The following is a 23956-nucleotide window of genomic DNA, read 5'->3' as shown; positions in this document are numbered from 1 at the left end:
TCTAGTGATCAACCCTTGTGAGGCGATGCGCCATGGACGGCAAGCCGGCCACGGATATGGATGAGGACGATCCCGGCCCCTTCGCCGATGCCGATCCCGCATGGCTGCGCGCGCAGATATTGCCCGTCCGCGATCGGTATGAGCGTGATCCGTCTTCACTGGTCCCAATGGATGAAGCGTTTAGACGGGTGCGAGCGATGTTGCGCGCCCGGTCCCAATGACGGCAAGGTATCTGGTAAGTTTCTCCGACGAGTCTCTGGTTGATCTGGCCGATTTGGCTATCCGTATCGCGGAGGACCGGGGTGAAGCCGTTGCCGACCGGTATATTACGCATCTGGAAACCTATTGCCGGGGTCTGTGCCTCTTTCCCTATCGGGGGCACCTCCATCCCGGCATTGCACCCGACCAGCGGGTCGTCGGCTTTGAACGACGGGTTTCGATCTATTTTCGTATCGTTGGCGATCAGGTCATCATCGAACGCCTGCTCTATGCCGGCCGCCAGCTGTAGGACCTGCGTATCCCCAAAGCCCAGTATAGAAGCCAGTACCCATGCCCCTACCACATCTGGTATGGATAAGGCATGACCGACGCCGCCTATGAAATCCTGGACAAGCGCCTCGCCGAAGCCCTGGGCGAACGGTACCTGTCCTATGCGCTCTCCACCATCGTCTCCCGTTCGCTGCCCGATGTGCGCGACGGGTTGAAGCCGGTGCATCGGCGCATCCTGTTCGCGATGAGCCAGCTGAAGCTGGACCCCAACACCATGCCGAAGAAGTCGGCGCGTGTGGTCGGCGACGTCATCGGCAAGTTCCATCCCCATGGCGACCAGTCCGTCTATGACGCGCTGGTCCGTCTGGCGCAGGATTTCGCCAGCCGCTATCCGCTGGTCGAAGGGCAGGGCAATTTCGGCAATATCGACGGCGATAACGCCGCCGCCATGCGATATACCGAGGCCAAGCTGACGGAGGTCGCCAAGGCCCTGATGCAGGGCCTGGATGAGGACGCGACCGATTTCCGCCCCACCTATGATGGTGACGGGAATGAGCCGATCGTGCTGCCCGCCGCTTTCCCCAACCTGCTGGCCAACGGGTCGGCCGGTATCGCGGTGGGCATGGCCACCAGTATCCCGCCCCACAATGTGGGGGAGATCTGCGGTGCGCTGAACCTGATCATTGAGCGTGAATTGCTGCCCGCCCCGGAACGCCGCCGCCCGGTGACGGTGGATGAGCTGGTCAGCTGGGTGCGCGGGCCCGACTTCCCCACCGGCGGCGTGCTGGTGGAGGCCCGTGCCAACATCATCGAGGCCTACCGTACCGGCCGTGGCGCCTTCCGCCTGCGCGCCCGCTGGACCAAGGAGGCGCTGGGCCAGGGCACCTGGCAGGTCGTCGTCACCGAGGTTCCCTATCAGGTGCAGAAATCGCGCTTGGTGGAAAAGATCGCCGAGCTGCTGACCGAGCGGAAGCTGCCGCTGCTGGAGGATGTGCGCGACGAGTCGGCCGAAGACATCCGCCTGATCCTGATCCCCAAGAGCCGCAATGTCGACCCGGCCGTGCTGATGGAACAGCTGTTCCGCAACACGGACCTGGAGATCCGTTTCAGCCTGAACATGAACGTGCTGGATGGCGGCACCCTGCCGCGCGTCATGAACCTGCACGAGGTGCTGAACGCCTTCCTGGCCCACCGCCAGGACGTGCTGATCCGCCGCTCCCGCTTCCGGCTGGCGGAGATCGAGCATCGGTTGGAGGTGCTGGGCGGCTATCTGATCGCCTATCTGAACCTGGACGAGGTCATCCGCATCATCCGTGAGGAGGATGAGCCGAAGAAGGAGCTGATGCGCACCTTCTCCCTGTCGGATGTCCAGGCCGAGGCCATCCTCAACATGCGCCTGCGCAGCTTGCGCCGTCTCGAAGAGTTCGAGATCAAGAAGGAGCATGACGCGCTGGTCGCGGAAAAGACCAAGCTGACCGACCTGCTGGAGGATGAGGGCAAGCGCTGGAAGGCCATCCGCGCCGACGTGCAGCAGATGGACAAGAAGTTCGGCCGCTCTACCGCCCTGGGTGAGCGTCGGACGGAGGTGGGCGAGGCGCCCGCCGATATCGTGGTGCCGGTCGAGGCGATGATCGAGCGTGAGCCGCTGACCGTCTTTCTGTCGGAGAAGGGCTGGATCAGGGCTGTGTCGCGCCACCTGACCCCGGCGGAGATCGCCGACGCCAAATACAAGGATGGTGATCAGGAAGGCTTCGTCCTGCGGGTGCAGACCACCGACAAGCTGCTGGTCTTCGCGTCCAACGGCAAATTCTACACGCTGGGTGCCGACAAGCTGCCGCGCGGGCGTGGCTTTGGGGAACCGGTGCGCCTGATGGCCGATTTCGGCGACGCCGAGATCGTGGCCCTGTTCGCGCATATGCCGGGTCAGAAGCTGATCGTGGCCAGCAGCGATGGCCGTGGCTTCCAGGTGGAGGCGGACGAGGTGCTGGCCCAGACCCGTGCCGGCAAGCAGATCCTGAACCCGTCGGATGGCGGGGTGGCGTCGCTGGTGATCCCGGTGGAGGGCGATGCGGTGGCGGTGATCGGCAATAACCGCAAGCTGCTGGTGTTCAAGCTGGAGGAACTACCGCTGCTGGCCCGTGGCAAGGGCGTGGCACTGCAAAAATACAAGGATGCCAGCCTGGCCGATGTGAAGAGCTTCAACCTGGCCGACGGCCTGTCCTGGAAGCTGGGCGGGGCCGAGGGGCGCATCCGTACGGTCGCCATGCCGGAACTGGCCGGCTGGGTGGCCTTCCGCGGTACCCAGGGCAAGATGCCGCCCACCGGCTTTCCCCGGAACAACAAGTTCACGGATTGAAGGCCCCAGGGCGCGGCGGCGGCTTCCCGTCCGCGCCTTCAGGATAGATATTCACAGGCCGCCCCCGCGCATACACTTCCCCTAACAGCCGGCATAGACCGGTGAGCGGGGAGAAGATCATGCGTCTTGCCATCCTGGCGGGGCGTCTGCTGACGGTGGCCTTGTTGGCCATCGCTCCCGGGCAGGCGCAGGCCGCCGAAACCTTGCGGTTTCTGACCAACCTCGCCCCTCCCTATCAGGAGATGGTGGCGGGGGAGTTGGACGGGACCTCCATGCGTGCCCTCACCTGCATCATGAAGCGTCTGGACCAGCGCTACGAGGTGGGGCTGGCCCCCTGGCTGCGCGCGCGGGAGCAGGTGCGGCAGGGGGCAGCACAGGGCCTGTTCGCCGTTGCACCGGACCGGGACGCGGATGGTGATGGGCGCCTGTCCATGCCATTGGCCCTGGAACGCTGGGTCTGGGTCCGGCCGGCGCGGACGGGACCGATGCCATCCTCCTGGCAGGGGGGAGGTTCCATCGCCGCCATCATCGGTTCCAACCAGCTGAAATGGCTGGAAAGCCAAGGTGCAGCGGTCGACGGTGCGGCACGATCAGCGGACCAGCTGCTGCGGATGCTACTGGGCGGCCGGGTGGGTACGGTGCTGATGGGAGAGGCGGAACTGCATTATGCGCGCCAGGCGGGCGATATCGATGCTGCTGCCCTGTCCGTGTCCTTCCACCGCTACATGCCGTTGGGCGTCTATTTCGCCGGCGGCTTCCTGAAGGCCAATCCCGGGTTTCTGGAGCGGTTCGATGCGGAGGTACCGCATTGTGCTGCTGCCAATATGGCGCTCTCTCCCACCGAACGCCGCGTGGCCCTTGCGGTCGCGCAGGGCGTGAAGGAGCAATTGTCGCGCGAGTACGGCCTGATCCCGGCCCTGCTTGCCGCCAGCCGCGCCAACGGTGCCGTGCCGGTGCAGCAGATCATGGCGGCGGATCAGGATTTCCAGGCCCATCGCACGGAACAGGCCTATCCGGCAGCCCTTACATTGCACGACCATCCGCTGACGGCCCTGCTGTCCCGCCTGCGCGCCGCATCGGGCGGGGTGGTGTCGGAGATATTGCTGTTCGACAATGTGGGCATGACGCTTGCCGCCGATCCCATGCCATCCGATCTGTGGCAGGCGGATGAAGCGAAATATTCCATGACGGTGCCGCAGGGGCCGGACGCGGTCTTCATCGACAATATCGACTTCGACCAATCGACCAACCAGTTCAGCGTCCAGGTAAGCCTGACCATTGCCGGGGACCAGCCGGGACAGGTCATCGGCGGCCTGACCGTAGGGCTGAATATCGAACGGACCTTGAACCCGCGCTGATTCAGCGCTCCATCAGGTCCGGCCGGCCATCCTCGTCCATGGGACGGCGCTCACCCCGGCGCTTGACCTCCATGTCGCTGCCCGATACGGCCAGCGACATGGCGAAGCCCGTATCAGGGCAGGGGTTGGGGGCATAGCCACGGGCCAGCGCCTTGTCATCCTTGCCGTAATCCAGGCGGGCACCGGCGTACTTGCCGCTGACCCCGCCCATGGCGACGCCGGCCTCCACCGTCTTGCGCACGCGGCACTTGGCCTCTTCCTGCTGCTGCTGTGCTTCCGACACGGGCACGCCCTGGCTGTAATCGGAAACGGTGCGCGCGGTGGGGCCACCGCCGACGGGCTGGGCCGCCGGCTTCTTCTCCAGCAGGGTGAAGGTGTTGACGGGCTGCGTCTCCTCCGCCGTGGCGGACAGGGCGATGATCGACAGGACCAGGCCGGTCAGGAACAGGGCGCGCATGGCGGTCTCCAGGGTGCGATTACCCTTTACACGCATGAACATGGTTCACCCTGTTCCTGTTTGCAAGCTCAGGCCTTGGCTTTTTTCACCGCCGGTTTCTTGGCGGCGGTGGTCTTGGTTGCGGTCTTCGCCGCCGCCTTGGGGGCCGCGGCCTTCTTCGCCGGTGCCTTCTTGGGCTTCTCCTCGGCTTCCGCCTCCGGTGCCGCACCCTTCTTGGCTGTGTCCTTGGCGGCCTTCGCGGCCAGCAGTTCCACGGCCTGGTCGAGTGTCAGCGTATCGGCGTTGTAGGCCTTGGTGATGCTGGCGAACAGCTTGTTATGCTTCACATAGGGACCGAAGCGGCCGGAGCCGATGGAGATGGGCTTGCCATCCTTGGGATGGTTGCCCAGCTCGCGGCCCGCCACCGCCTTCTTCACCGGGCCGTCGCCCAACAGCACGACAGCGCGGTTCAACCCGATGGTCAGCACATCATCGTCGGGCGTCAGGTTCTTATAGGCGTCGCCATGCTTCAGATACGGCCCGAAGCGCCCGATGCCGGCCTGGATCTCCTGGCCCGACGAGGGATGCATGCCCAGCGAACGGGGCAGGGACAACAGCGCCAGCGCGATGGTCAGGTCCACGTCCGGCGGGTTCATGCCACGCGGCAGGGAGACGCGTTTGGGCTTGTCGCCCTTGGCCACCGCCTCGCCCAGCTGCACGTACACGCCATAGGGCCCGCGCTTCATGACGACATTCATGCCCGTTTCCGGGTCGGTGCCCAGATCGCGGTCGGCATCGGCCTCCGCTTCCTCGCCGGCCACGGCCAGCGGGCGGGTATAGCGGCATTCCGGATAGTTGGAACAGCCGATGAAGGCACCGGTCTTGCCCAGCTTCAGCGACAGCCGCCCGGCCCCGCAGGTGGGGCAGACGCGGACATCGACCTTGTGCCCCTCGGTATCGTACCGGTCGGGGAAGAAGTGAGGCCCCAGCGCCTCATCCAGGGCGTTCAGCACCTGGGTGATGGTCAGGTCCTTGGTATCGTCGATGGCCGCATGGAAATGCTTCCAGAATTCCCGCAGCACATCCTTCCAGAAGATGCGCCCGCCGGAAATATCGTCCAGCTTCTCTTCCAAAGCCGCCGTGAAATCATACTGCACATAGCGGTTGAAGAAATTCTCCAGGAAGCTGGTGACCAGCCGGCCACGATCCTCCGGCTCGAACCGCCTTTTCTCCAGCCGCACGTAATTGCGTTCCTGGAGGACCTGCAGGGTCGAGGCATAGGTGGAAGGCCGGCCGATGCCCAACTCCTCCATCTTCTTCACCAGGCTGGCCTCGGTATAGCGGGGCGGGGGCTGGGTGAAATGCTGGTCGGATTTCAGGGCGCCGCGCGTCAGGTCGTCGCCATCCTTCATCGGCGGCAGGCGGCGATTATCCTCATCCTCGCCATCATCATCCTTGTCCTCCTGATAGACCTTCAGGAAGCCGTCGAAACGGATGATGGAGCCGGTGGCGCGGAACACGGCCTCCGCGCCCTTGGACATGATATCGACGGTCACTTGGTCCAGGATGGCGCTGGCCATCTGCGAGGCGACGGTGCGCTTCCAGATCAGCTCGTAAAGCCGCAGCTCGTCCTTGTCGAGATAGCGGGTCAGCTGGTCCGGGCGCTTGAACAGATCGGTGGGACGGATGGCCTCGTGCGCCTCCTGGGCGTTCTTGGCGGCCGTCTTGTAGATGCGGGGCTTTTCCGGGACGTAATTGCCGCCCCAGGTCTGGTCGATCAGCCGGCGGGACCCGTCGATGGCCTCCTGGCTCAACGACACGCCGTCGGTACGCATATAGGTGATCAGGCCGACCGTCTCGCCACCGATATCCACGCCCTCATACAGCTTCTGGGCCGTGCGCATGGTCTTGACGGCACCAAAGCCCAGCTTGCGGCTGGCTTCCTGCTGCAGGGTTGAGGTGGTGAAGGGCGCGTACGGATTGCGCTTCACCTCCTTGCGCTCCACCCTTCCGACCTTGAACAGCATGGGGCGGATGCGAGCCAGCGCCGCCTCGGCGGCACCCTTGTTGCCCATGCTGAATTTTTCCAGCCGCTTGCCGTCCAGCTGCGTCAGGCGGGCGGTGAAGGTCGCCCCTTCGAAGGTTTTGAACTCCGCCTCGATCGTCCAATATTCCTGGGGCTTGAACGCCTCGATCTCCGCCTCGCGCTCGCAGATCAGGCGCAGGGCGACCGACTGCACGCGGCCGGCGGACTTCGATCCCGGCAGCTTGCGCCACAGCACGGGCGACAGGTTGAAACCCACCAGATAATCCAGGGCGCGGCGGGCAAGGTAAGCCTGCACCAGTTCCTGGTCCACGTCGCGCGGCTTGCCGATGGCTTCCAGCACCGCACTCTTGGTGATCTCGTTGAAGGTGATGCGGCGCACCTCGGCCTTGTTGACCAGCCGCTTTTCCTTCAGCAGTTCATGCACATGCCAGGCGATGGCTTCCCCTTCGCGATCCGGGTCGGTTGCCAGGAAGACACGGGTTGCACCGCGCACGGCCCGGGCGATCTCGTCGACATGGCGCTTGGACCGGTCGCCCAGTTCCCAATCCATCTCGAAATCCTCTTCGGGGCGCACCGACCCGTCCTTGGGCGGAAGGTCGCGCACATGCCCGAAGCTGGCCAGGACGGTGAAGTCCGACCCCAGATATTTGTTGATGGTCTTGGCCTTGGCCGGGGATTCGACGATGACGACACTGCCAGCCACTGAAGGACCCGCCTTTGCAAGAACGATGGACACCGGATGGCGGGGCCGATCAGATCAGGCTGACCTGCCCCCCGGGATGACGCTGCAGCCGCCCCGCCAGTTCCAATTCCAGCAGCACGGTCATCACCACCCCGGCAGACAATTGGCAGCCGCGGACCACTTCGTCAATGAGAACCGGGGTTGGCGACAGGCACTCCCCCACCAGACGGCGCGCTTTTGCCAGTTCCGCCTCGTCTTCCACACCCGGTCCGGATCCCCGGTAATACCCGCCCGATGGTTCCGACAGCGGCCCGCGCAAGGCACCGGACAGGTGGGTGACGATGTCGTCGGCATTCTCCACCAGACCCGCCCCGTCCTTGATCAGGCGGTTGCAGCCCTGGGCGCGGGGGTCCATGGGCGATCCCGGTACCGCGAACACCTCGCGCCCCTGTTCGGCGGCAAAGCGCGCGGTGATCAGCGATCCCGACTTCAACGCCGCCTCCACGACAACGACGCCCAGCGACAGGCCGGAGATCAGCCGGTTGCGCCGTGGGAAATGCCGTGCCTGCGGCTCCGTGCCCAGCGGCGATTCGGCCAGAACGGCGCCGCGCTGCGCGATGTCGCGGTAGAGCCCCTCATTCTCCGGCGGATAGATCACATCCACGCCGCCCGCCACGACGGCCACCGTGCCGCCATGGATGGATCCCTGATGGGCGGCCGTGTCGATACCGCGTGCCAGGCCGGAAACAACGGTGAAGCCGGCATCGGCCAGATCGCGGCCCAGCCGTTCGGCCATTTTCTTGCCGGCGATGCTGGCATTGCGCGCACCGACGATGCCGACGCAGGGTTTCGACAGCAAGGCGGGGAAACCCAGCAGGGTCAGCACCGGCGGTGCATCATCGATGGCGGCCAGGGCCGTGGGATAGTCGGCTTGCCCCCGGAACAGCCAGCGGGCACCGATCCGGTCCAAGCCCGCCGCCTCCCGCTCCACCTCCACCTTGCCGGGAATGCGCAAGGGGGCCGTCCGTCCGCCGCGTCTCGCCAGTTCCGGCAGCGCGGCCAGGGCAGCCGTGGCCGTGCCGAACCGTTCCATCAGCCGCATGAAGGTGACGGGCCCGACATTCTCCGCCCGGATCAGGCGGACGCGGTCGATGCGCTCGGCATGGGATAGGGATTGGCTTTTGGATTGCATACAATTATGGTTCTGCAATCCGGCCTGTGAAGTCAACGGCTTTCCATCGCGGCCGCATTGCCACCCTGGATAATCACGGTACTATGCCCCCTCCCAACCAAAGGATGGAGGGTGGCCCGTGATCCCGCAGACTTGCACCGATTTCATCATCGATGAGGAAACGGGCGGAGAGGCCTATTACAATCGCTTCGCCTGCCATCCCGTCTGGCCGGGCGGCGTTTCGGGCATCACCATCGGCGTCGGGTACGATCTGGGACAACAGAGCGCTGCCGGATTCCAGCAGGATTGGGGAACGTCACTGCCGGCGGCCGCCATCCAGGCCCTGTTGCCCGTGATCGGCGTACGGGGCGGGACCGACGCCGCCGATGCCCAGCTTCAGGCCCTGGTGAAGGGGCTGGCCGGCATCACCATCCCGTGGGACGTCGCCAACCAGGTCTTCGCCACTGACACGCTGCCCACCTATGAGCAACGCACCATCGCCGCCTTTCCCGGTGCCGACAAACTGAACGGCCTCTGCCTGGGGGCGCTGGTCAGCCTGGTGTATAATCGCGGACCCGGCCTGGTCGGTCCGTCGCGCACGGAGATGCAGGCGATCCACGACCTGATCGTTGCCGGCACCCCCGCCGGGGTGCCCGGCCAGTTCCGCGCCATGAAGCGCCTTTGGCCCTCCGTTCCCGGCCTGCAGAAACGCCGCGATGCGGAGGCCGACATGTTCCAGCAGGGGCTGGATGCCGGTGCGCCGGTGGCGTGACGCGGGCATGGTCAGGGTAGGGGTATTGCTCCTCGGCGACGGGGCTTGCGGTGCCTCGGCAGGACACGTAGGATACCGCCGTCGCGAAAAGCGACCGCTTTTCCTGTAACCGCCCGATGTGGTGCGAACAGACGGACGGAAGTCCGTTCAAGCGGTCAAATACACGTCGTCCATATGCACCCGCATGGGCCGGCCAGCGCTCCCCGAAAACCCACCTGACCCCTGTCAGGTCACATCGTCGGCAAGCGATGCCTTCTGGCGTCCGTCATGCCCGCGATGACCGGAGCATGCCACCATGAACAAACCCCTTATACCACGTCCCGGTGATCGTAACCGATCACCGGCCTCAATCGCCGGCGCCACCATCCGGTGGCTTGGCTTACGCGGCACGTGCCGCGCGGCGGCGGTCGCCGCCGTACCAGATCCCGGTGAGTTACACTCACCGGGATCTGGTATTATGGTCATTTTCACCACGATCATCCTGGATGCCGTTGGTATCGGGCTGATCTTCCCGATCCTCCCGTCCCTGCTGCGGGAGGTTACCCACGCACAGGAAATCGCTTCCCATATGGGGGTGATGATCGCCCTCTACGCGACCATGCAGTTCATCTTCGCGCCGGTTCTGGGCGCCCTCAGTGACAAGCTGGGTCGTCGGCCGGTCCTGCTGATATCGCTGGCCGGGTCCGTCGTGAACTACCTGTTCCTGGCCTTCGCGCCCAGCCTCTGGATGCTGCTGCTCGGCCGCGCCATTGCCGGCCTGACCGGTGCGAATGTGTCGGTGGCGGCCGCCTATATCACCGACATTTCACCCCAGGACAGGCGTGCGCGCCGCTTCGGTCTGCTCAATGCCATGTTCGGCATCGGTTTCATCATCGGTCCCGTCCTGGGCGGTGTGCTTGGCGATCATTGGCTGCGTCTGCCCTTCATCGTGGCGGCCCTGCTGAATGCCGGCAATCTGGCGATGGCTTTCACCATCCTGCCGGAATCGCGGGGACCCGGGGCCGGCAAGATCGACCTTGCAGCCCTCAACCCGCTGCGGCCGTTGCGCTGGGCCCTTTCCATGAAACCCCTGCTGCCGATCATCCTCGTCTTCTTCATCTTCAGCGCCACCGGAGAGGCCTATGGCGTCTGCTGGGCGCTTTGGGGTGGGGACAGCTTCCATTGGAACGGGTTTTGGATCGGTCTCTCGCTCGGCGCCTTCGGTGTGTGTCAGACCCTGGCCCAAATCCTTCTCCCCGGCCTTGCGGTCAGGCTGCTGGGGGAGCGCCGGGCGGTCCTGACGGGGGTGGCGGGCGTCTGCGTCGCGCTGACCATCATGGCATTCATCACACAAGGCTGGATGGTCTTCGCCATCATGCCGCTGTTCGCGCTGGGCAGCATCGGCACGCCCGCCCTGCAATCCCTGGCCAGCTGTCAGGTCGATGAAGCGGAGCAGGGCAAGTTCCAGGGCGTGCTCGCGTCGGCCGTCAGCCTCGCCTCGATCCTGGCACCGCTGGGCTTTTCAAGCGTCTATCTGTCGGTCCGGTGGCAATGGCCGGGGGCCGTCTGGCTATGTGTGGTCGCCCTTTACATCGTGGGCGCGCTTCTGGTTCTGGGCTTGAGGTTCAAGGGGCCGGAACGGGCTGGCGCGTGACGCCGGGGCTGGCCGGCGTTATCATGGCCTCATGATCTATCTCGGCCCAACGCCCAAGGAAGAGATGCTGTTGCTGTGCGCGCGGATCGGGTTCAACCCGCCGGCCTGACAGATGCCGTCCGCCCGTCTTCAACCCATCCTGCCTTGGGAGCGCCCGAGCCCATGTCCCCCGTCGATACCGCCGAACTGAAGCGCCTGTCCGGCGCCCATCACTGGTACCCCTTCACCGACCATAAGGAGCTGGCAGCGCTTGGCGGCCCGCGCATCATCACCCAGGCCCAGGGCGTGTGGCTGACCGACAGTACCGGTGCCCGCATCCTGGACGCCATGGCCGGTCTCTGGTGCGTGAATGTCGGTTACGGGCGCCGCGAACTGGCCGATGCCGCCTATGGCCAGCTGACCGATCTCAGCTTCTATCACGGCTTCTTCAAGACCACGACGGAGCCGACGGTACGGTTGGCGGCCAAGCTGGCGGAACTGACGCCGCCGGGCCTGTCCCGTGCCTTCTTCGCCAATTCCGGGTCGGAGGCGAATGACACGATCATCCGCATGGCCCGGCATTACTGGGCGCTGAAGGGCAAGCCCGAAAAGCGCATCTTCATCGGGCGCGAGCATGGCTATCACGGCACCACCATGGCGGCGACCTCGCTGAACGGGATGAAGGTGATGCATGAACAGGGCGGCCTGCCGCTGCCCGGCTTCGCCCATGTCATGGCGCCTTACCCGTTCGAGGGGCAGGGGGAGATGTCGCCGGAGGCCTTTGGCTGGCTGGCGGCCCGCACCGTGGAAGCGAAGATCCTGGAACTGGGTCCGGAGAATGTCGCCGCCTTCATCGGGGAGCCGGTGCAGGGGGCGGGTGGCGTCATCATTCCGCCCGACAGCTATTGGCCGGAGATCAACCGCATCTGCAAGGAACACGACATCCTGCTGATCGCAGACGAGGTGATCTGCGGTTTCGGTCGCCTGGGCCATTGGTTCGGCAGCCAGCGTTACGGGATCGAGCCGGACTTCATGACGCTCGCCAAGGGCATCACGTCTGGCTATGTGCCCCTGTCGGCCGTGATGGTGGGCGACAGGGTGGCGGAGACGCTGATCGAGGAGGGTGGCGAGTTCTACCACGGCTTCACCTATTCCGGTCATCCGGTGGCCTGTGCCGTGGCACTGGCCAATCTGGAACTGATCGAACGGGAAGGGCTGGTGGAGCGAGCGCGGACCGATATCGGCCCCTATCTGCGCAGCCAACTGGAAGAGGTGCTGGATGGCCACCCTATCGTGGGTGAAATCCGATCGGAAGGCATGATCGGCGCCATCGAGATCGTGAAGGACCGGCGTACGCGGCAGCGATTCCCCGGTGAAGGCAAGGTCGGCCTGATGGCGCGCGACCATTGCTTCCACAACAACCTGATCATGCGGGGCATCCGCGACAGCTTGGTCTATGCCCCGGCACTGACCATGACGCATGCGGAGGCGGACGAGGTGGTGTGGCTGGCCAAGCGGGCGCTGGACTTGACGGCGCGGGATCTGGGGGTGATCTGAGGGCAGAGCGCGTGGAGCGGATCATATGATCCGCTCCACCGGGCACCTTACTTCTTCGCCGGTGCGATATTCGGCAGGTCTTCCGACAGGATGGTCATGTTGAAGGCATACGACACGTCGCCATCATCCTCGTCGCGATACAGCGTGCCGATGAACTCCTCGCCGATGGTGACTTCCACGGGCTGGCCCTTCTTGGCCGGCGGGTTGACGATGATCTTGTCGTTGCTGAAGTTCCGGCGCAGGTAGGTCTGCAACCGGGCGATTTCATTGGGGGTCATGTCCATTCGCCCTTCTTTTGAATGGGATTGGGTTGAAAAGCCAGGGGCGCCGTCCTTGCCGAACGGCGCCCCTTTCGATCCGGCCGACCCCCAGGATAGCCCAGGTGCCGGCGAAGGTCAGTCGGGAAATCAGCCAGCCTTGGCCATGGCGATGACGGTGTCGCCCATGCGGTTGGAGAAGCCCCATTCATTGTCGTACCAGGTCAGGATACGCACGAAATTGCCTTCCATGACTTTGGTCTCGTTCAGCGCGAAGATCGAGCTGTGGCTGTCATGGTTGAAGTCGGTGGACACCAGCGGCTCGGCATAGGCGCCCAGGATGCCCTTCAGCGGACCGGAAGCGGCGGCGTCGGTGATCAGCTTGTTCACTTCCTCGACGCTGGTGTTGCGCTTGGCCACGAACTTGAAATCGACGACCGACACGTTGGGGGTCGGCACGCGCAGGGAGGTGCCGTCCAGCTTGCCCTTCAGCTCCGGCAGCACCTTGCCCACGGCCTTGGCGGCGCCGGTGCTGGTCGGGATGATGTTCAATGCTGCGGCGCGGGCGCGGTGTAGATCCTTGTGGAACGTGTCCACGGTGTTCTGGTCGCCGGTATAGCTGTGGATGGTGGTCATGAAGCCATGGGCGATGCCGATGCCCTGGTTCAGGACATGGGCCACCGGGGCCAGGCAGTTGGTGGTGCAGGAAGCGTTGGAGACGATCTTGTGCTCGGCCGTCAGCTTGTCATGGTTCACGCCATAGACGACCGTCAGGTCCTCGTCCGTGGCGGGGGCGGAGATCAGCACCTTCTTGGCACCGGCGGTCAGGTGCTTGGAGGCGGCCTCGCGGCTGGTGAAAATGCCGGAGCATTCCAGGGCGATGTCAACGCCCAGTTCGCCCCAGGGCAACTGCGCCGGGTCGCGCTGCTGCACCGAACGGATCGTATGTCCGTTGACGACCAGATTGCCGTCGACGACTTCCACGGTGCCGGGGAAACGGCCATGCACGCTGTCATACTTCAGCAGGTGGGCGTTGGACGCGGCGTCGGCCAGATCATTGATGGCGACGACCTCAATGTCGTTGCGGCCGCTTTCATAGAGGGCGCGCAGCACCAGACGGCCGATACGCCCGAACCCGTTGATCGCAACTTTGACAGCCATGCTTTCCTCCGATTGAACAGCGCCGCCGCCGGTTTCCGGCGGGGTGCCGATGGGCAGCCAACGGCCCATGTTCCAAAGCCGAATTAACCCTTGAACTCCCCGCATACAAGGGCGCAACCGTCCCTTCCGCCATGCGTGAAGCGCACGGGTTGCAGCTTAGTTTTTTTGTGATTGGGGTGCAATTCAGGTAACGGCGTTACCGGCGTGACTCTTTGTGGGCAGGGTTTGTGCGGGGCCGACGTGTGTAAGGCAGCGCTTATCCGTTTTGCTTTCGTTTCATTCTTTGTGCGTTGTCTTGGCATTGAAATGCCGGGAGATGTCGCGGCCACCGTACAGAATGCCAAGGATCGTGACTTGGTCGCGTTCGACCCTGAACAGGATGTTCGTCGAACGGCCATGGCCAATAACCCTGAAGCCTTCTTTAAAGAGCCGACCCCGCTGAAAAGAGCCGACCCCGCTGAGGGAAAGTATCCAGGTTCAGACACGTCTGCCGGATGGCTTTCAGGAAATCCTCTGCGCGCTGTTCGCCTGAACGCGCAGCGATGTAATCTTCGATCTCGGACAGGTTCTTCCGCGCGTTTCTGGAGAATATGATCTGAAACTTCATTGCGCCTGTGCCGCGCGCCGGTTGCGGCGATGGGCTTCCAACTCTTGATCGAACTCTTCGAGAGTCAGCAATTGGCTGGGGTCTCGTTTGATCTCTTCCAACAATGGAATTCCGACTTTTTCGATCCAGCGGTCAATTTCAGGATCATTGTCATGTGGTCGGAACATATCCAGCGCCGCAGAAACAGAAGCAGCATTGGACGGATAGGCACCCGATGCCACCAGCTCATCCAGCAGGGCGGCATCCTCTTCCGGTAGTTCCAGGACCACCTTGCGCGTGGCACCCATGGCTCATCTCCTGCAGCCCATAAACGCGAAACGGCGCCAGGATACACCCTGGCGCCGTCCGCGTCACATCCGTTCAAGATGGCCGTTCAAGATGGAAGGTGCAGGGCTTACACCCGCTCCTTCGCCGCCTTCACGATGGCCTCGACGGTGATGCCGAAATGGGCATACAGTTCCTGGTACGGCGCGCTTTCGCCGAAGCCCGGCATGCCGATGAACACGCCCTTCTCGCCCAGCCAACGGTCCCAGCCGAAGCGGACCATGGCTTCCACGCCGATGCGCAGGCCATCGCCCAGCACCGCCTTCTGGTACGCCTCGGGCTGTTCGGCGAACAGTTCCCAGGACGGCATGGAGACGAGCGCCGTCGGGATGCCCTCGGCTTCCAGCTTCTCACGGGCGTTGAAGGCGATCTCGACCTCCGAACCCGTGGCCAGCAGCGTCACCTTGCGGGGGGCGGAAGCCTCGCGCAGGACATAGGCGCCCTTGGCCGACAGGTTCTCGTCCGTATGGTCCACGCGCATGGTGGCCAGGTTCTGGCGGGTCAGGGCCAGGACGGACGGACGGGTCTTGGCATCCAGGGCGATTTCCCAGGCCTCGGCCGCTTCCACGGCGTCGGCGGGGCGCAGGACCAGCAGGTTGGGGATGCAGCGCAGGGCCGGGATATGCTCCACGGGCTGGTGGGTCGGACCATCCTCACCCAGGCCGATGCTGTCATGGGTCATGACATGGATGACCCGCTGCTTCATCAGCGCACCCAGGCGGATGGCCGGGCGGTTATAGTCGGAGAAAGCCAGGAAGGTGCCCGAATAGGGGATCACGCCACCATGCAGGGCCATGCCGTTCATCATCGCGGCCATGCCATGCTCGCGCACGCCGTAATGGACGTAGCGGCCGTTCCAGTCGTTCTTCTGGACGGCCTTGGCCACCACCTTAACGCGGGTGTTGTTGGACCCGGTCAGGTCGGCCGAACCGCCCATCATTTCCGGGATCAGCGGGACGATGACGTCCAGCGTGTTGCCTGACGACTGGCGGGTGGCGATCTTCGGCCGGGTCTCCGACACGGCCTTTTTGTGGGCGTGCAATGCTGCGCGCGCCTCGTCCGACAGGTTGCCGGCGATGGCGGCCTTGAAGGCCAGGCGGTTTTCCGAACGCGCCAGGCGCTTCACCCAGGCATCGACTGTGGGGTGGCCACGGTCGCCGAAATGGCGCCAGGCGCCCAGGATGGCGTCGGGGATCTCGAACGGCGCATAAGGCCAGTTCAGGGCCTTGCGGGCACCCTCGATCTCGGTGGCACCCAGCGGGCTGCCATGGCTGCCGGCGGTGTTGGCCTTGGTGGGTGCGCCATAGCCGATGGTGGTGCGGCAGGCGATCAGCGACGGTTTGTCGGTCAGCTTGGCGGCGGCAATGGCCTTGGCGACAGCGACCGGGTCGTGGCCATCGACGGCGCTGACGTCCCAGTTATAGGCACGGAAACGGGCCTGAACATCCTCGGTGAAGGACAGGTCGGTGGAACCGTCGATGCTGATCTTGTTGTCGTCCCACAGCACGATCAGCTTGGACAGGCCCAGATGGCCGGCCAGCGAGCAGGCCTCGTGGCTGATGCCTTCCTGCAGGTCACCGTCGGAAGCGATGACATAGGTGTGGTGGTCGACCAGATCGTCACCGAAGCGGGCATTCAGGATGCGCTCGGCGGCGGCGAAGCCGACGGCGGTGGAAATGCCCTGGCCCAGCGGGCCGGTGGTCATCTCGATGCCGCGCGCCATGCCATATTCGGGGTGGCCGGCGGTACGCGCACCCATCTGGCGGAAGCGTTTGATCTCGTCCAGCGTGATGTCCTCGTACCCGGTCAGGTACATCAGGCTGTATTGCAGCATGGAGCCATGGCCGGCCGACAGGATGAACCGGTCGCGGTCGGCCCAGTCGGGGCGGCGGGGATCGAATTTCATGAACTGCGTGAACAGCACCGTCGCGACGTCGGCCATGCCCATCGGCATGCCGGGATGCCCGGACTTGGCGGCTTCCACCGCATCCATGGACAAGGCACGGATGGCGTTGGCGAGATCGGCGTGGGACACGCCGGCGGTCAGATCGGACGACATTGCGCGAAGGGCCTTTCATGCGGGGGCGCCGGCCTTATGTGCTGGCCGGACATTGCTCTGACGAAGCGCTGTACCGTAACGCCAGACGGGTCGCACCCGCCGTCCCGGTCCGACGGCAGACACCCCCCGAATGGTGGCGGCAAATTGGCCAAAAGAGCCGGGGGGGTCAAGCCACAGGCAAGCATGGCCGCTGCCCGGCCTGGGAAGGGGCGGATGTACCGAATAACGAGGTCTTTTGCGGTGCGAATGTTGACGCGGGGTAAGGCGGAACCCTAAGGTCTTTCGTCTGTGCCCGGTTCGGGGCCGACGCCCTGCCCACCGCCGTTCGAACGAGCCACCGCCTTGGACAGCCTGACCGCCGCGCTGGAGCGCCTGGATAAGTCCATCGGCCTGCTGGACCGTGCCTTGACCAGGCGGTTGGAACGGTTGGACTCAGGTGCCGGGACGGCCGGCTGGCTGGCGGAAAAGCTGCGGCTGGAGGCGGAACTGGCGGCTGCCCGGCATGGGGAACGCCAGGCACAGGAACAGGCCCGCGTCATGAAGGTTCGCCTGGACGGGGCGATTTCACGCCTGCAGGGCGTGCTTGAGGAAGGTTGAATATGCGTCGCGTCGATTTCACCCTGAACGGCCGTGGCCACTCGCTGACCTGCGAGGATGGGCAGGAGCAGCGGTTGCTGGAACTGGCCGCCTATGTCGATGCCCGCATGCAGGAATTGACGGGCGGTGCGGCCGGACATGAGGTGCAGAACCTGATCGCCACCTGCATCGTCCTGGCGGACGAATTGATGGAGGCGCGTGCCGAGGCCAAGACGCTGCGCGCCGGCCACGCGCCCGCCCCGGTGATCCACCAGCCGTCCCCGCCGCCCGCGGCGGCTTCGGCGGACGAGGCGAAGGTGGGTGCGGCCATCGATACGCTGGCAAAGCGCATCGAAGACATTGCAGCGCGGCTTGAACGCGCCTAAATAAGGATCAGGAAGTTGGCTGCCTGGTGCGTCAGGTCGCTTTATCCCCGGGGCCGATAATCATTCCTCGAGGGGGCTGTCCCTACCGGCGCCGTGGTGCCGGCACATGGCTCCCACCTGTTTGCACAGGTCACGAGGGATAGCACACACCAACGGCCAAGGCGGCCATCTTCCGTCTTTTTTGTTCCCTCAGGCGCCGGGCGCCGCCATCCGGCGGCTTGGCTCACGCGGCACGTGCCGCGCGGCGGCGGTCGCCGCCGTACCATCGGTCAAAGTCTGACCGATGGTGTTGTCTCCAACGAAGACGCCGGTTTTGTGATGCCCGACCTGGACACCGATCCAATCGCCCAGGCCAAGCAGGCCGCTCGCATCGAAGCGCGCGAAGCCCGTGCCCACTGCCATGTTGAAGCTGGTCCGGCCGCTGGTGCCGCCATCGCCACCCATCTCCTGTCGCTGCTGCCGGACCTGCGTTCGGGGCCTTTGACCATCGCCGGCTATTACCCCAAGGGGGACGAGGCGGATGTGACGCCGTCCCTGGCCGCCCTGGCCGATGCCGGTCATGCCACGGCGCTGCCTGTGGTGACGGGGCGGGCCTGGCCGCTGATCTTCCGGCTGTGGCGTCCCGGCCATCCGCTGGTGCCCGGTGCCTTCCGGGTCATGGAACCGATGGGCGACGCGCCGCTGGTGCAGCCGGATATCGTGCTGGTGCCGCTGCTGGCCTTCGACAAGGCGGGTTTCAGGCTGGGCTATGGCGGCGGTTTCTATGACCGCACGCTGGAGGTGTTGCGGGCCGAGGTGCGGGTCATCGCCGTGGGCATCGGCTATGCGGGGCAGGGGGTGGATAAGCTACCCGTCGATGCCTACGATCAACGGCTTGACTGGATCGTGACGGAACAGGGCGCATGGCGTCCGACAGAGGTTTAGTATGCGGCTGCTTTTTCTGGGCGACATCGTGGGGCGTAGCGGGCGGGAAGGGGTGTTGCGCCACCTGCCCGACCTGAAGGCCAAGCTGAAGCCCGACTTCATCGTGGTGAACGGAGAGAACGCCGCCGGCGGCTTCGGCATCACGGAGAAGATCGCCGAGGAACTGTTCGCCGCCGGGGTGGATTGCGTGACGCTGGGCAACCATGCCTGGGACCAGAAGGAATTGCTGGGCCAGATCGGCCGCTTGCCGCAGCTGGTGCGTCCCATCAACTATCCCGACGGCACGCCGGGCCGTGGCTACACCATCCTTCCCGCCAAGAATGGCCGGCACAAGGTGATGGTGATCAATGCCATGGGCCGGGTGTTCATGGAGCCGCTGGACGATCCGTTCCCGCCGGTGGAGAAGGTGCTGAACATCCATCGCTTGGGTGGGCCCCGCATGGGGCCGGCCGGGGTGGATGCCATCATCATGGACATGCATGCCGAGGCCAGCAGCGAGAAGATGATCATGGGCCATGTGCTGGACGGCCGGGTCAGCCTGGTGGTCGGCACCCATTGCCATGTGCCCACGGCCGATCTGCAGATCCTGAACGGCGGCACCGCCTATCAGACCGATGCCGGCATGTGTGGCGATTATGACACCGTCATCGGCATGAAGAAGGACGCGGCCATCCACAAGATGCTGCGCAAGACACCGGGCGAGCGCTATTCGCCGGGCGAGAATGACGCGACCGTCAGCGTCTGTGGCGTGTTCGTCGAAACCGACGATCGTACCGGGCTGGCCAAGCGGGCCGAGCCGGTGCGCGTGGGCGGCCGGTTGGGGCAGAGCCTGCCGTCGGTGGCCTGATCACCGAACCGGCGTGGGGTCGTCATTGTCGGTCAGGTCCAGCACGAGGCGCCTGTCCGTGCCAATCGCCTGCTTGAGATGGCCGAAATGCTTGTCCAGCAGGGCGGCATAGCGGCCGTTGGCACGGATCCTCTGCAGGCCACGCAGCAGGATGGGTGCCAGATGCCCGGCCGATGGCGTTAGATAGAAGATGCTGTCGCGGTGATAGCGCAGCAGCAACCGCTGCTCCACCGCCAGTTCCGGGTTGGCATTGGCGTCGATCTGGATTTCGGAAAGGCCGCGCGGGATATAGTCCACGGCGCGGTTACCGGCCGACAGCATCTTGAACAGCCGCCGCCATTCCGGCACCTCGCTGGTTTCCGGCATGCCATTCTGTCGCCAGATGCCCACATCCAGCCAATCCTTGCCCATCCCGGCGCGCAGGCCCAGGCGGGCGAAATCGTCCAGACTGTCGATCTGGTCGAACCGGTGCTGCTCTCCAGGCCGGATCAGCAGGATACGCTGCCCGATCAGCCCGTCGGTCAGGCGGAATTCGACGGGCACGTACAACTGGTCACGCTCGGCGCCGCGGACCAGCCACATGACATCCAACTCGCCGGTGCGCAGCATCATCTTGAACCGTTCCTTGCCCGGCCCGACGATGCCCTGCAATTCCACGGGATGCCCGGCGGCCAGGAAGGCGGCCTTCAGCAGTTCGTGAAAATATTGGTGACTGCCTTCCGGCGTCAGCGCGATGCGAATGATGGTCGGCTCGCCGCGCACGGGTGCGACCCAGCAGAACAGCGCCAACAGACACAGCATTAAATGCTTCGGCCGCAAAAGGAAGTGCTCCGCCATATCCCCTTGATCAAGACAAACTTCTACAGAAGTGCAGTGCGCGCATCATCAGTGAAGTTTTCCTGCGAAAGGATAGGGCTGTGATTAATTCACCGTCTCCTCGCCATCGGCCAGGTGCAGGATGGTGCGCTTGTCGACCTCCATGATCGACCGCGCCCGGCCGAAATGCTTCTCCAGCAGCCTTTCCTGGGCGCCGTCCTCGCGCAGCTTGCGCAGGCCGCGTTCCAGTACGGGGGCCAGATGTGCGGCCAGGGGGGATAGGTAGAAGCGCACATCGCGATCATAGACCAGGAGCAGGTTCTTCTCCACGCCCAGGTCGGGATGGGCCGGCGCCTCGATCAGGATTTCCGACAGGGCGCGGGGGATGTAATCGACGTCGCGCCCGCCCACCGCCAGCATGTCGAACAGCCGGCGCCAGTCACCCGAGGGGTTGGTGAAGGGCAGGCCGTTGCGCTGCCAGATATCCTGTTCCGCCCAGTCACGCCCCATGCCGGCCCGCAGGCCCAGCCGGCGCAGATCGTCCAGCGTGCGCACCTTGTCGAACAGGGCTTGATCCTGCGGCCGGATCATCAGTACCCGCTGCCCCACCATGCCGTTGGTCAAGGGGGGCATCACCGGCACGAAGCTCTTGTCGCGTTCCGCCGACTGCACCATCCAGGTGATGGCCAGTTCCCCCTTGGTCAGCATCATGGCCAACCGCGCCTTTGGCGGGTTCTGCACGGGATCGATGCGCAGTTCGATGCCCTCGACCGCGAAAGCCTTCACCATTAGTTCATGATAATAGGCGTGGCTGCCTTCCGTCAGGGACGGGGCCCGCAAATGCAGCACCTGTTCCGCCCGCGTGGTGCCGGACGCAAGGAACAGGATGATCAGAACCAGGAAGAACGGCCGTATATTCACCGGGTCCCCTCCATGGCAGCGCCCTTCATCCTAACCTGCTGTTCCAGGCAATGTCAGGGGGGATGCTGCAAGGTGCACCTGCTCGCTCCTGCTTCAACCGCAGGTCTGGTGCAGCATGACGGGGCCGCCGGGAAGCCGGCGCCACTCGTCGGCAGGCAGCAGGAAATCCACGCGCACTGCACCTTGCGGCAGGTCGGATAAGGCCAGGCTGAACCCACAATGCCCATCACCATGCCCGGCAGCGGCCACATCGCCGCGTGGCGCGTAGGCCGCAAGATCGCGGAAAGGATGCCCGTCCACCTCCACCCGGATATGCACGGGCATATCGGTCGATGCCGGATCATGGGCCCAGCCCTGGATGGCATCGCCGACGATCCCGTCGACCCAGCCGATGATACGACCTTGCGCTTGATAGGGCCGTACCTGCCCATGCTCCTGGATGGTCAGCGCGCTGTCGGGCCCGTCATGGAAGGCCCGCCAGCGTCGCAGAACTTCGCTTTCAACCATATTATCGGTGATCCGGGCCAGTGCGATGATGTCGGCCCGCCGGTTGGCATGCCCCCACCAGGACAGGCCGGGTGGCCGTGGCCAGGGGGTGTCGCCCCTGATGGCCGGCGCCAGCTGGTGCAGCAGCGACAGCAGCGCCGACCAGGTCAATTCATCCAGGCCGCGATGGCCGGTATCGGGTGGGATGGGGAAGATGGCTTCGGCCAGGATGGGGCCGGCATCGACGGCGGCGCTCATCAGATGCGCCGTCACCCCGAACCATTCCGCCCCCTCATAAAGCGCCAGATGCGCGGCGGCGGACCCGGGATAGAGATGCGGGCCGGGATGGATGTTGATGGCACCCGCCCGGCAGCGCGCCAGCAGGTCGGGCGGCACGACCCGGCCGAAGCCGATGCAGACCAGGCGCACCGATGATCCGGGATCATGGTCCAGCGCGGCGCGCAACCGGTCGAGACTATCGACCGGCTGCACCCCCGGCAGCAGGGGCAACAATGCCGGCAGCAGATCCGGCACCGTCGCCAGCAGCAACCGGTCGAAGGGAACGGTCAGGCTGGCGGGGATGGCTTCCGGCATGGGTCAGGCCGTCCCGTGCTCCTGGGCATAGCGCACGGCTTCCTCGGCGGCCTTGAACAGGGCCTTGGCCTTGTTCACGGTCTCCTGATACTCGGCTTCCGGATCGCTGTCGGCCACGACGCCGCCGCCGGCCTGCACATGCATCACCCCGTCCTTCAGCACGGCGGTGCGGAGCGCGATGCAGGTATCCATGGTGCCGTTGGCCGCGAAATAGCCGATGCAGCCGCCATAGATGCCACGCCGGGTCTTTTCCAGCTCGTCGATGATCTCCATCGCCCGTACCTTGGGCGCGCCCGACACGGTGCCGGCGGGGAAGCCGGCCACCAGAGCCTCGATCGGCGTGAATTTGGGGTTCAGTTTTCCTTCTACATTCGAAACGATATGCATGACGTGGGAGTAGTACTCGATGGTGAATTTTTCCGTTACCGTAACGGTCCCCGTCTGCGATACCCGACCCACATCGTTGCGGCCCAAATCCAGCAGCATCAGATGCTCGGCCAGTTCCTTGGGGTCGGACAGCAGGTCGGCGGCCAGCGCCTTGTCCTCCGCCGGGTCCTTGCCGCGCTTGCGGGTGCCGGCGATGGGGCGGATGGTGACGGTGTCGTCACGCAGGCGCACCAGAATCTCCGGGCTGGAGCCCACCACCGACAGGCCGTCGAAATCCAGGAAGAACAGGAAGGGCGAGGGGTTCAGACGGCGCAGCGCGCGATAGAGCGCGAAGGCCGGCAGGGCGAAAGGCACCGAGAAGCGCTGGCTGGGCACCACCTGGAAGATGTCGCCGGCCCGGATATATTCCTTGGCCTTCTCCACGATGCCAAAATATTCCTGCAGCGCCGTGTTGGATTCCGGCTGCGGCAGGGCCGTCACCTCCATCACCGTCTCATGCGCCGCCGGCACCGGCCCTTCCAGATCGGCCACCGCCTCGCCCAACCGGGCACGGGCCGCGTCCAGGGCCTGGGCGGCATTCACGCCTTCCTGCGGGCGGACGGGGGTGACCACGGTCACCACATTCTCGATACCGTCGAAGATGGCCATGACCGTCGGGCGGATCATGATGCTGTCTTCGAGGTCCAGTTCATTGGGGTTGCTGTCCGGCAGCTTCTCCATCAACCGGACCATGTCATAGCCCAGATAGCCGAACAGGCCCGCCGACATGGGCGGCAGTTCGGCTGGCAGATCGATGCGGCTCTCCTCCAGCAGGTCGGCCAGCACCTTCAGCGGGTCGCCCTGGCACGGAGTGAAAGTCGAGGGATCGGTGGCGGCCTGCCGGTTGATCTCCGACGCGGCGCCACGGCAGCGCCAGATCAGGTCGGGCTTCAGTCCGATCAGCGAATAACGCCCGCGCACCGACCCGCCGGTGACCGATTCCAGCAGGAAAGCGTTGGGACGCCCGCGCACCAGCTTCAGCATGGCGGAAACGGGCGTGTCCAGGTCGCTGACCAACCGGGTCCACAGCACCTGCGCCGACCCTGCCTCATAGGGGCGGGCGAAGCTGCTTTCATCCGGGAAGGTGCGCAC

At 64.8% G+C, this 23956-nt stretch carries 23 protein-coding genes and 1 other RNA gene; 12 read left to right on the top strand and 12 right to left on the bottom strand.

Annotation, left to right across the window (positions count from 1 at the left end; genetic code table 11):
* Positions 1–32 precede the first annotated feature (32 nt).
* From ACM9HJ_RS13910 to ACM9HJ_RS13895, 4 genes are all read left to right on the top strand, one after another.
* A complete protein-coding gene (locus tag ACM9HJ_RS13910; protein ID WP_416572337.1) occupies positions 33–221 on the top strand; it encodes a hypothetical protein in 189 nt (62 codons plus the stop codon).
* Positions 218–508, top strand: coding sequence for a type II toxin-antitoxin system RelE/ParE family toxin (locus tag ACM9HJ_RS13905; RefSeq protein ID WP_416572336.1), 291 nt, complete (start codon positions 218–220; stop codon positions 506–508). Before ACM9HJ_RS13910 ends, ACM9HJ_RS13905 begins: the two co-directional genes overlap by 4 nt.
* Before the next feature lie 72 nt (positions 509–580).
* Entirely contained in the window at positions 581–2845 is a 2265-nt protein-coding gene (gene parC, locus ACM9HJ_RS13900) for a DNA topoisomerase IV subunit A (protein WP_416572335.1), read from the top strand.
* A gap of 119 nt (positions 2846–2964) precedes the next feature.
* Positions 2965–4203 carry a hypothetical protein gene (locus ACM9HJ_RS13895; protein ID WP_416572334.1) on the top strand — a complete coding sequence of 413 codons (1239 nt, stop codon included), beginning with the start codon at positions 2965–2967 and terminating at the stop codon, positions 4201–4203.
* A gap of 1 nt (position 4204) precedes the next feature.
* Here ACM9HJ_RS13895 and ACM9HJ_RS13890 read toward each other — a convergent pair whose 3' ends face one another.
* Genes ACM9HJ_RS13890 through dprA form a run of 3 tightly spaced genes read right to left on the bottom strand, consistent with a single transcriptional unit; the run spans position 4205 to position 8560 of the window.
* Complete coding sequence (locus ACM9HJ_RS13890; RefSeq protein WP_416572333.1) at positions 4205–4702, bottom strand: hypothetical protein; 498 nt, start codon at positions 4700–4702, stop codon at positions 4205–4207.
* Positions 4703–4728: 26 nt separating this feature from the next.
* Positions 4729–7389, bottom strand: coding sequence for a type I DNA topoisomerase (topA, locus tag ACM9HJ_RS13885; RefSeq protein WP_416572332.1), 2661 nt, complete (start codon positions 7387–7389; stop codon positions 4729–4731).
* 49 nt (positions 7390–7438) lie between these two features.
* Positions 7439–8560: a DNA-processing protein DprA gene (gene dprA / locus ACM9HJ_RS13880; protein ID WP_416572331.1), complete on the bottom strand. Its 1122-nt coding sequence runs from the start codon at positions 8558–8560 to the stop codon at positions 7439–7441.
* Positions 8561–8678: 118 nt separating this feature from the next.
* Here dprA and ACM9HJ_RS13875 point away from each other — a divergent pair, with 118 nt between their 5' ends.
* The 3 genes from ACM9HJ_RS13875 (at position 8679) to ACM9HJ_RS13865 (ending at position 12480) form a co-directional block, all read left to right on the top strand.
* The gene (locus tag ACM9HJ_RS13875) at positions 8679–9311 is read left to right on the top strand and encodes a hypothetical protein (RefSeq protein WP_416572330.1); all 633 of its coding nucleotides are present in this window, start codon (positions 8679–8681) and stop codon (positions 9309–9311) included.
* 457 nt (positions 9312–9768) lie between these two features.
* Positions 9769–10944 (top strand): TCR/Tet family MFS transporter, encoded by a 1176-nt coding sequence (locus ACM9HJ_RS13870; protein WP_416572503.1) that lies wholly within the window; start codon positions 9769–9771, stop codon positions 10942–10944.
* Between the two features lie 162 nt (positions 10945–11106).
* The gene (locus tag ACM9HJ_RS13865) at positions 11107–12480 is read left to right on the top strand and encodes an aspartate aminotransferase family protein (protein WP_416572329.1); all 1374 of its coding nucleotides are present in this window, start codon (positions 11107–11109) and stop codon (positions 12478–12480) included.
* Positions 12481–12527: 47 nt separating this feature from the next.
* On the opposite strand, the gene ACM9HJ_RS13860 is transcribed toward ACM9HJ_RS13865, so the two are convergent.
* The 5 genes from ACM9HJ_RS13860 to tkt form a co-directional block, all read right to left on the bottom strand.
* Positions 12528–12758, bottom strand: a complete 231-nt coding sequence (locus ACM9HJ_RS13860) for a DUF3126 family protein (protein WP_416572328.1) — start codon at positions 12756–12758, stop codon at positions 12528–12530.
* Between the two features lie 129 nt (positions 12759–12887).
* The gene (gap, locus tag ACM9HJ_RS13855) at positions 12888–13898 is read right to left on the bottom strand and encodes a type I glyceraldehyde-3-phosphate dehydrogenase (protein ID WP_416572327.1); all 1011 of its coding nucleotides are present in this window, start codon (positions 13896–13898) and stop codon (positions 12888–12890) included.
* A 421-nt stretch (positions 13899–14319) separates the two neighbouring features.
* Positions 14320–14505, bottom strand: a complete 186-nt coding sequence (locus ACM9HJ_RS13850) for a type II toxin-antitoxin system RelE/ParE family toxin (RefSeq protein WP_416572326.1) — start codon at positions 14503–14505, stop codon at positions 14320–14322.
* The gene (locus ACM9HJ_RS13845) at positions 14502–14792 is read right to left on the bottom strand and encodes a hypothetical protein (protein WP_416572325.1); all 291 of its coding nucleotides are present in this window, start codon (positions 14790–14792) and stop codon (positions 14502–14504) included. Before ACM9HJ_RS13845 ends, ACM9HJ_RS13850 begins: the two co-directional genes overlap by 4 nt.
* Before the next feature lie 107 nt (positions 14793–14899).
* A complete protein-coding gene (tkt, locus tag ACM9HJ_RS13840) occupies positions 14900–16888 on the bottom strand; it encodes a transketolase (protein WP_416572324.1) in 1989 nt (662 codons plus the stop codon).
* A gap of 342 nt (positions 16889–17230) precedes the next feature.
* On the opposite strand from tkt, the gene ACM9HJ_RS13835 reads away from it, so the two are divergent.
* The 5 genes from ACM9HJ_RS13835 (at position 17231) to ACM9HJ_RS13815 (ending at position 19621) form a co-directional block, all read left to right on the top strand.
* Entirely contained in the window at positions 17231–17485 is a 255-nt protein-coding gene (locus tag ACM9HJ_RS13835) for a hypothetical protein (RefSeq protein WP_416572323.1), read from the top strand.
* Positions 17486–17487: 2 nt separating this feature from the next.
* Positions 17488–17850, top strand: a complete 363-nt coding sequence (locus ACM9HJ_RS13830; RefSeq protein ID WP_416572322.1) for a cell division protein ZapA — start codon at positions 17488–17490, stop codon at positions 17848–17850.
* A 13-nt stretch (positions 17851–17863) separates the two neighbouring features.
* Positions 17864–18022, top strand: a non-coding RNA gene (gene ssrS, locus ACM9HJ_RS13825) — 6S RNA.
* 146 nt (positions 18023–18168) lie between these two features.
* Positions 18169–18774 carry a 5-formyltetrahydrofolate cyclo-ligase gene (locus ACM9HJ_RS13820; RefSeq protein ID WP_416572321.1) on the top strand — a complete coding sequence of 202 codons (606 nt, stop codon included), beginning with the start codon at positions 18169–18171 and terminating at the stop codon, positions 18772–18774.
* A 1-nt stretch (position 18775) separates the two neighbouring features.
* The gene (locus tag ACM9HJ_RS13815) at positions 18776–19621 is read left to right on the top strand and encodes a TIGR00282 family metallophosphoesterase (protein WP_416572320.1); all 846 of its coding nucleotides are present in this window, start codon (positions 18776–18778) and stop codon (positions 19619–19621) included.
* Here the strand turns inward: ACM9HJ_RS13815 and ACM9HJ_RS13810 are convergent, their stop codons facing one another.
* From ACM9HJ_RS13810 to trpE, 4 genes are all read right to left on the bottom strand, one after another.
* On the bottom strand, positions 19622–20422 hold the full coding sequence (locus ACM9HJ_RS13810; protein WP_416572319.1) for a hypothetical protein: 801 nt from the start codon (positions 20420–20422) through the stop codon (positions 19622–19624).
* A 120-nt stretch (positions 20423–20542) separates the two neighbouring features.
* Entirely contained in the window at positions 20543–21358 is an 816-nt protein-coding gene (locus ACM9HJ_RS13805; RefSeq protein ID WP_416572318.1) for a hypothetical protein, read from the bottom strand.
* Positions 21359–21451: 93 nt separating this feature from the next.
* Positions 21452–22438, bottom strand: coding sequence for a formyltransferase family protein (locus ACM9HJ_RS13800; RefSeq protein WP_416572317.1), 987 nt, complete (start codon positions 22436–22438; stop codon positions 21452–21454).
* Positions 22439–22441: 3 nt separating this feature from the next.
* Positions 22442–23956, bottom strand: a complete 1515-nt coding sequence (gene trpE / locus ACM9HJ_RS13795) for an anthranilate synthase component I (RefSeq protein WP_416572316.1) — start codon at positions 23954–23956, stop codon at positions 22442–22444.

The sequence above is a fragment of the Niveispirillum sp. KHB5.9 genome (genome assembly GCF_048066115.1).
Lineage (GTDB): Bacteria > Pseudomonadota > Alphaproteobacteria > Azospirillales > Azospirillaceae > Niveispirillum.
This window is presented reverse-complemented; position numbering and strand designations above follow the sequence as displayed.

What these genes read in the sequence shown, in the direction of transcription:
- ACM9HJ_RS13800 (WP_416572317.1), bottom strand. Translation starts at nt 22,438, where the DNA reads ATGCCGGAAGCCATCCCCGCCAGCCTGACCGTTCCCTTCGACCGGTTG.
- ACM9HJ_RS13810 (WP_416572319.1), bottom strand. Translation starts at nt 20,422, where the DNA reads ATGCTGTGTCTGTTGGCGCTGTTCTGCTGGGTCGCACCCGTGCGCGGC.
- ACM9HJ_RS13850 (WP_416572326.1), bottom strand. Translation starts at nt 14,505, where the DNA reads ATGAAGTTTCAGATCATATTCTCCAGAAACGCGCGGAAGAACCTGTCC.
- ACM9HJ_RS13910 (WP_416572337.1), top strand. Translation starts at nt 33, where the DNA reads ATGGACGGCAAGCCGGCCACGGATATGGATGAGGACGATCCCGGCCCC.
- ACM9HJ_RS13870 (WP_416572503.1), top strand. Translation starts at nt 9,769, where the DNA reads ATGGTCATTTTCACCACGATCATCCTGGATGCCGTTGGTATCGGGCTG.
- dprA (WP_416572331.1), bottom strand. Translation starts at nt 8,560, where the DNA reads ATGCAATCCAAAAGCCAATCCCTATCCCATGCCGAGCGCATCGACCGC.
- ACM9HJ_RS13820 (WP_416572321.1), top strand. Translation starts at nt 18,169, where the DNA reads ATGCCCGACCTGGACACCGATCCAATCGCCCAGGCCAAGCAGGCCGCT.
- ACM9HJ_RS13845 (WP_416572325.1), bottom strand. Translation starts at nt 14,792, where the DNA reads ATGGGTGCCACGCGCAAGGTGGTCCTGGAACTACCGGAAGAGGATGCC.
- ACM9HJ_RS13890 (WP_416572333.1), bottom strand. Translation starts at nt 4,702, where the DNA reads ATGTTCATGCGTGTAAAGGGTAATCGCACCCTGGAGACCGCCATGCGC.
- ACM9HJ_RS13860 (WP_416572328.1), bottom strand. Translation starts at nt 12,758, where the DNA reads ATGACCCCCAATGAAATCGCCCGGTTGCAGACCTACCTGCGCCGGAAC.
- ACM9HJ_RS13895 (WP_416572334.1), top strand. Translation starts at nt 2,965, where the DNA reads ATGCGTCTTGCCATCCTGGCGGGGCGTCTGCTGACGGTGGCCTTGTTG.
- parC (WP_416572335.1), top strand. Translation starts at nt 581, where the DNA reads ATGACCGACGCCGCCTATGAAATCCTGGACAAGCGCCTCGCCGAAGCC.
- ACM9HJ_RS13865 (WP_416572329.1), top strand. Translation starts at nt 11,107, where the DNA reads ATGTCCCCCGTCGATACCGCCGAACTGAAGCGCCTGTCCGGCGCCCAT.
- ACM9HJ_RS13815 (WP_416572320.1), top strand. Translation starts at nt 18,776, where the DNA reads ATGCGGCTGCTTTTTCTGGGCGACATCGTGGGGCGTAGCGGGCGGGAA.
- ACM9HJ_RS13905 (WP_416572336.1), top strand. Translation starts at nt 218, where the DNA reads ATGACGGCAAGGTATCTGGTAAGTTTCTCCGACGAGTCTCTGGTTGAT.
- ACM9HJ_RS13830 (WP_416572322.1), top strand. Translation starts at nt 17,488, where the DNA reads ATGCGTCGCGTCGATTTCACCCTGAACGGCCGTGGCCACTCGCTGACC.
- gap (WP_416572327.1), bottom strand. Translation starts at nt 13,898, where the DNA reads ATGGCTGTCAAAGTTGCGATCAACGGGTTCGGGCGTATCGGCCGTCTG.
- tkt (WP_416572324.1), bottom strand. Translation starts at nt 16,888, where the DNA reads ATGTCGTCCGATCTGACCGCCGGCGTGTCCCACGCCGATCTCGCCAAC.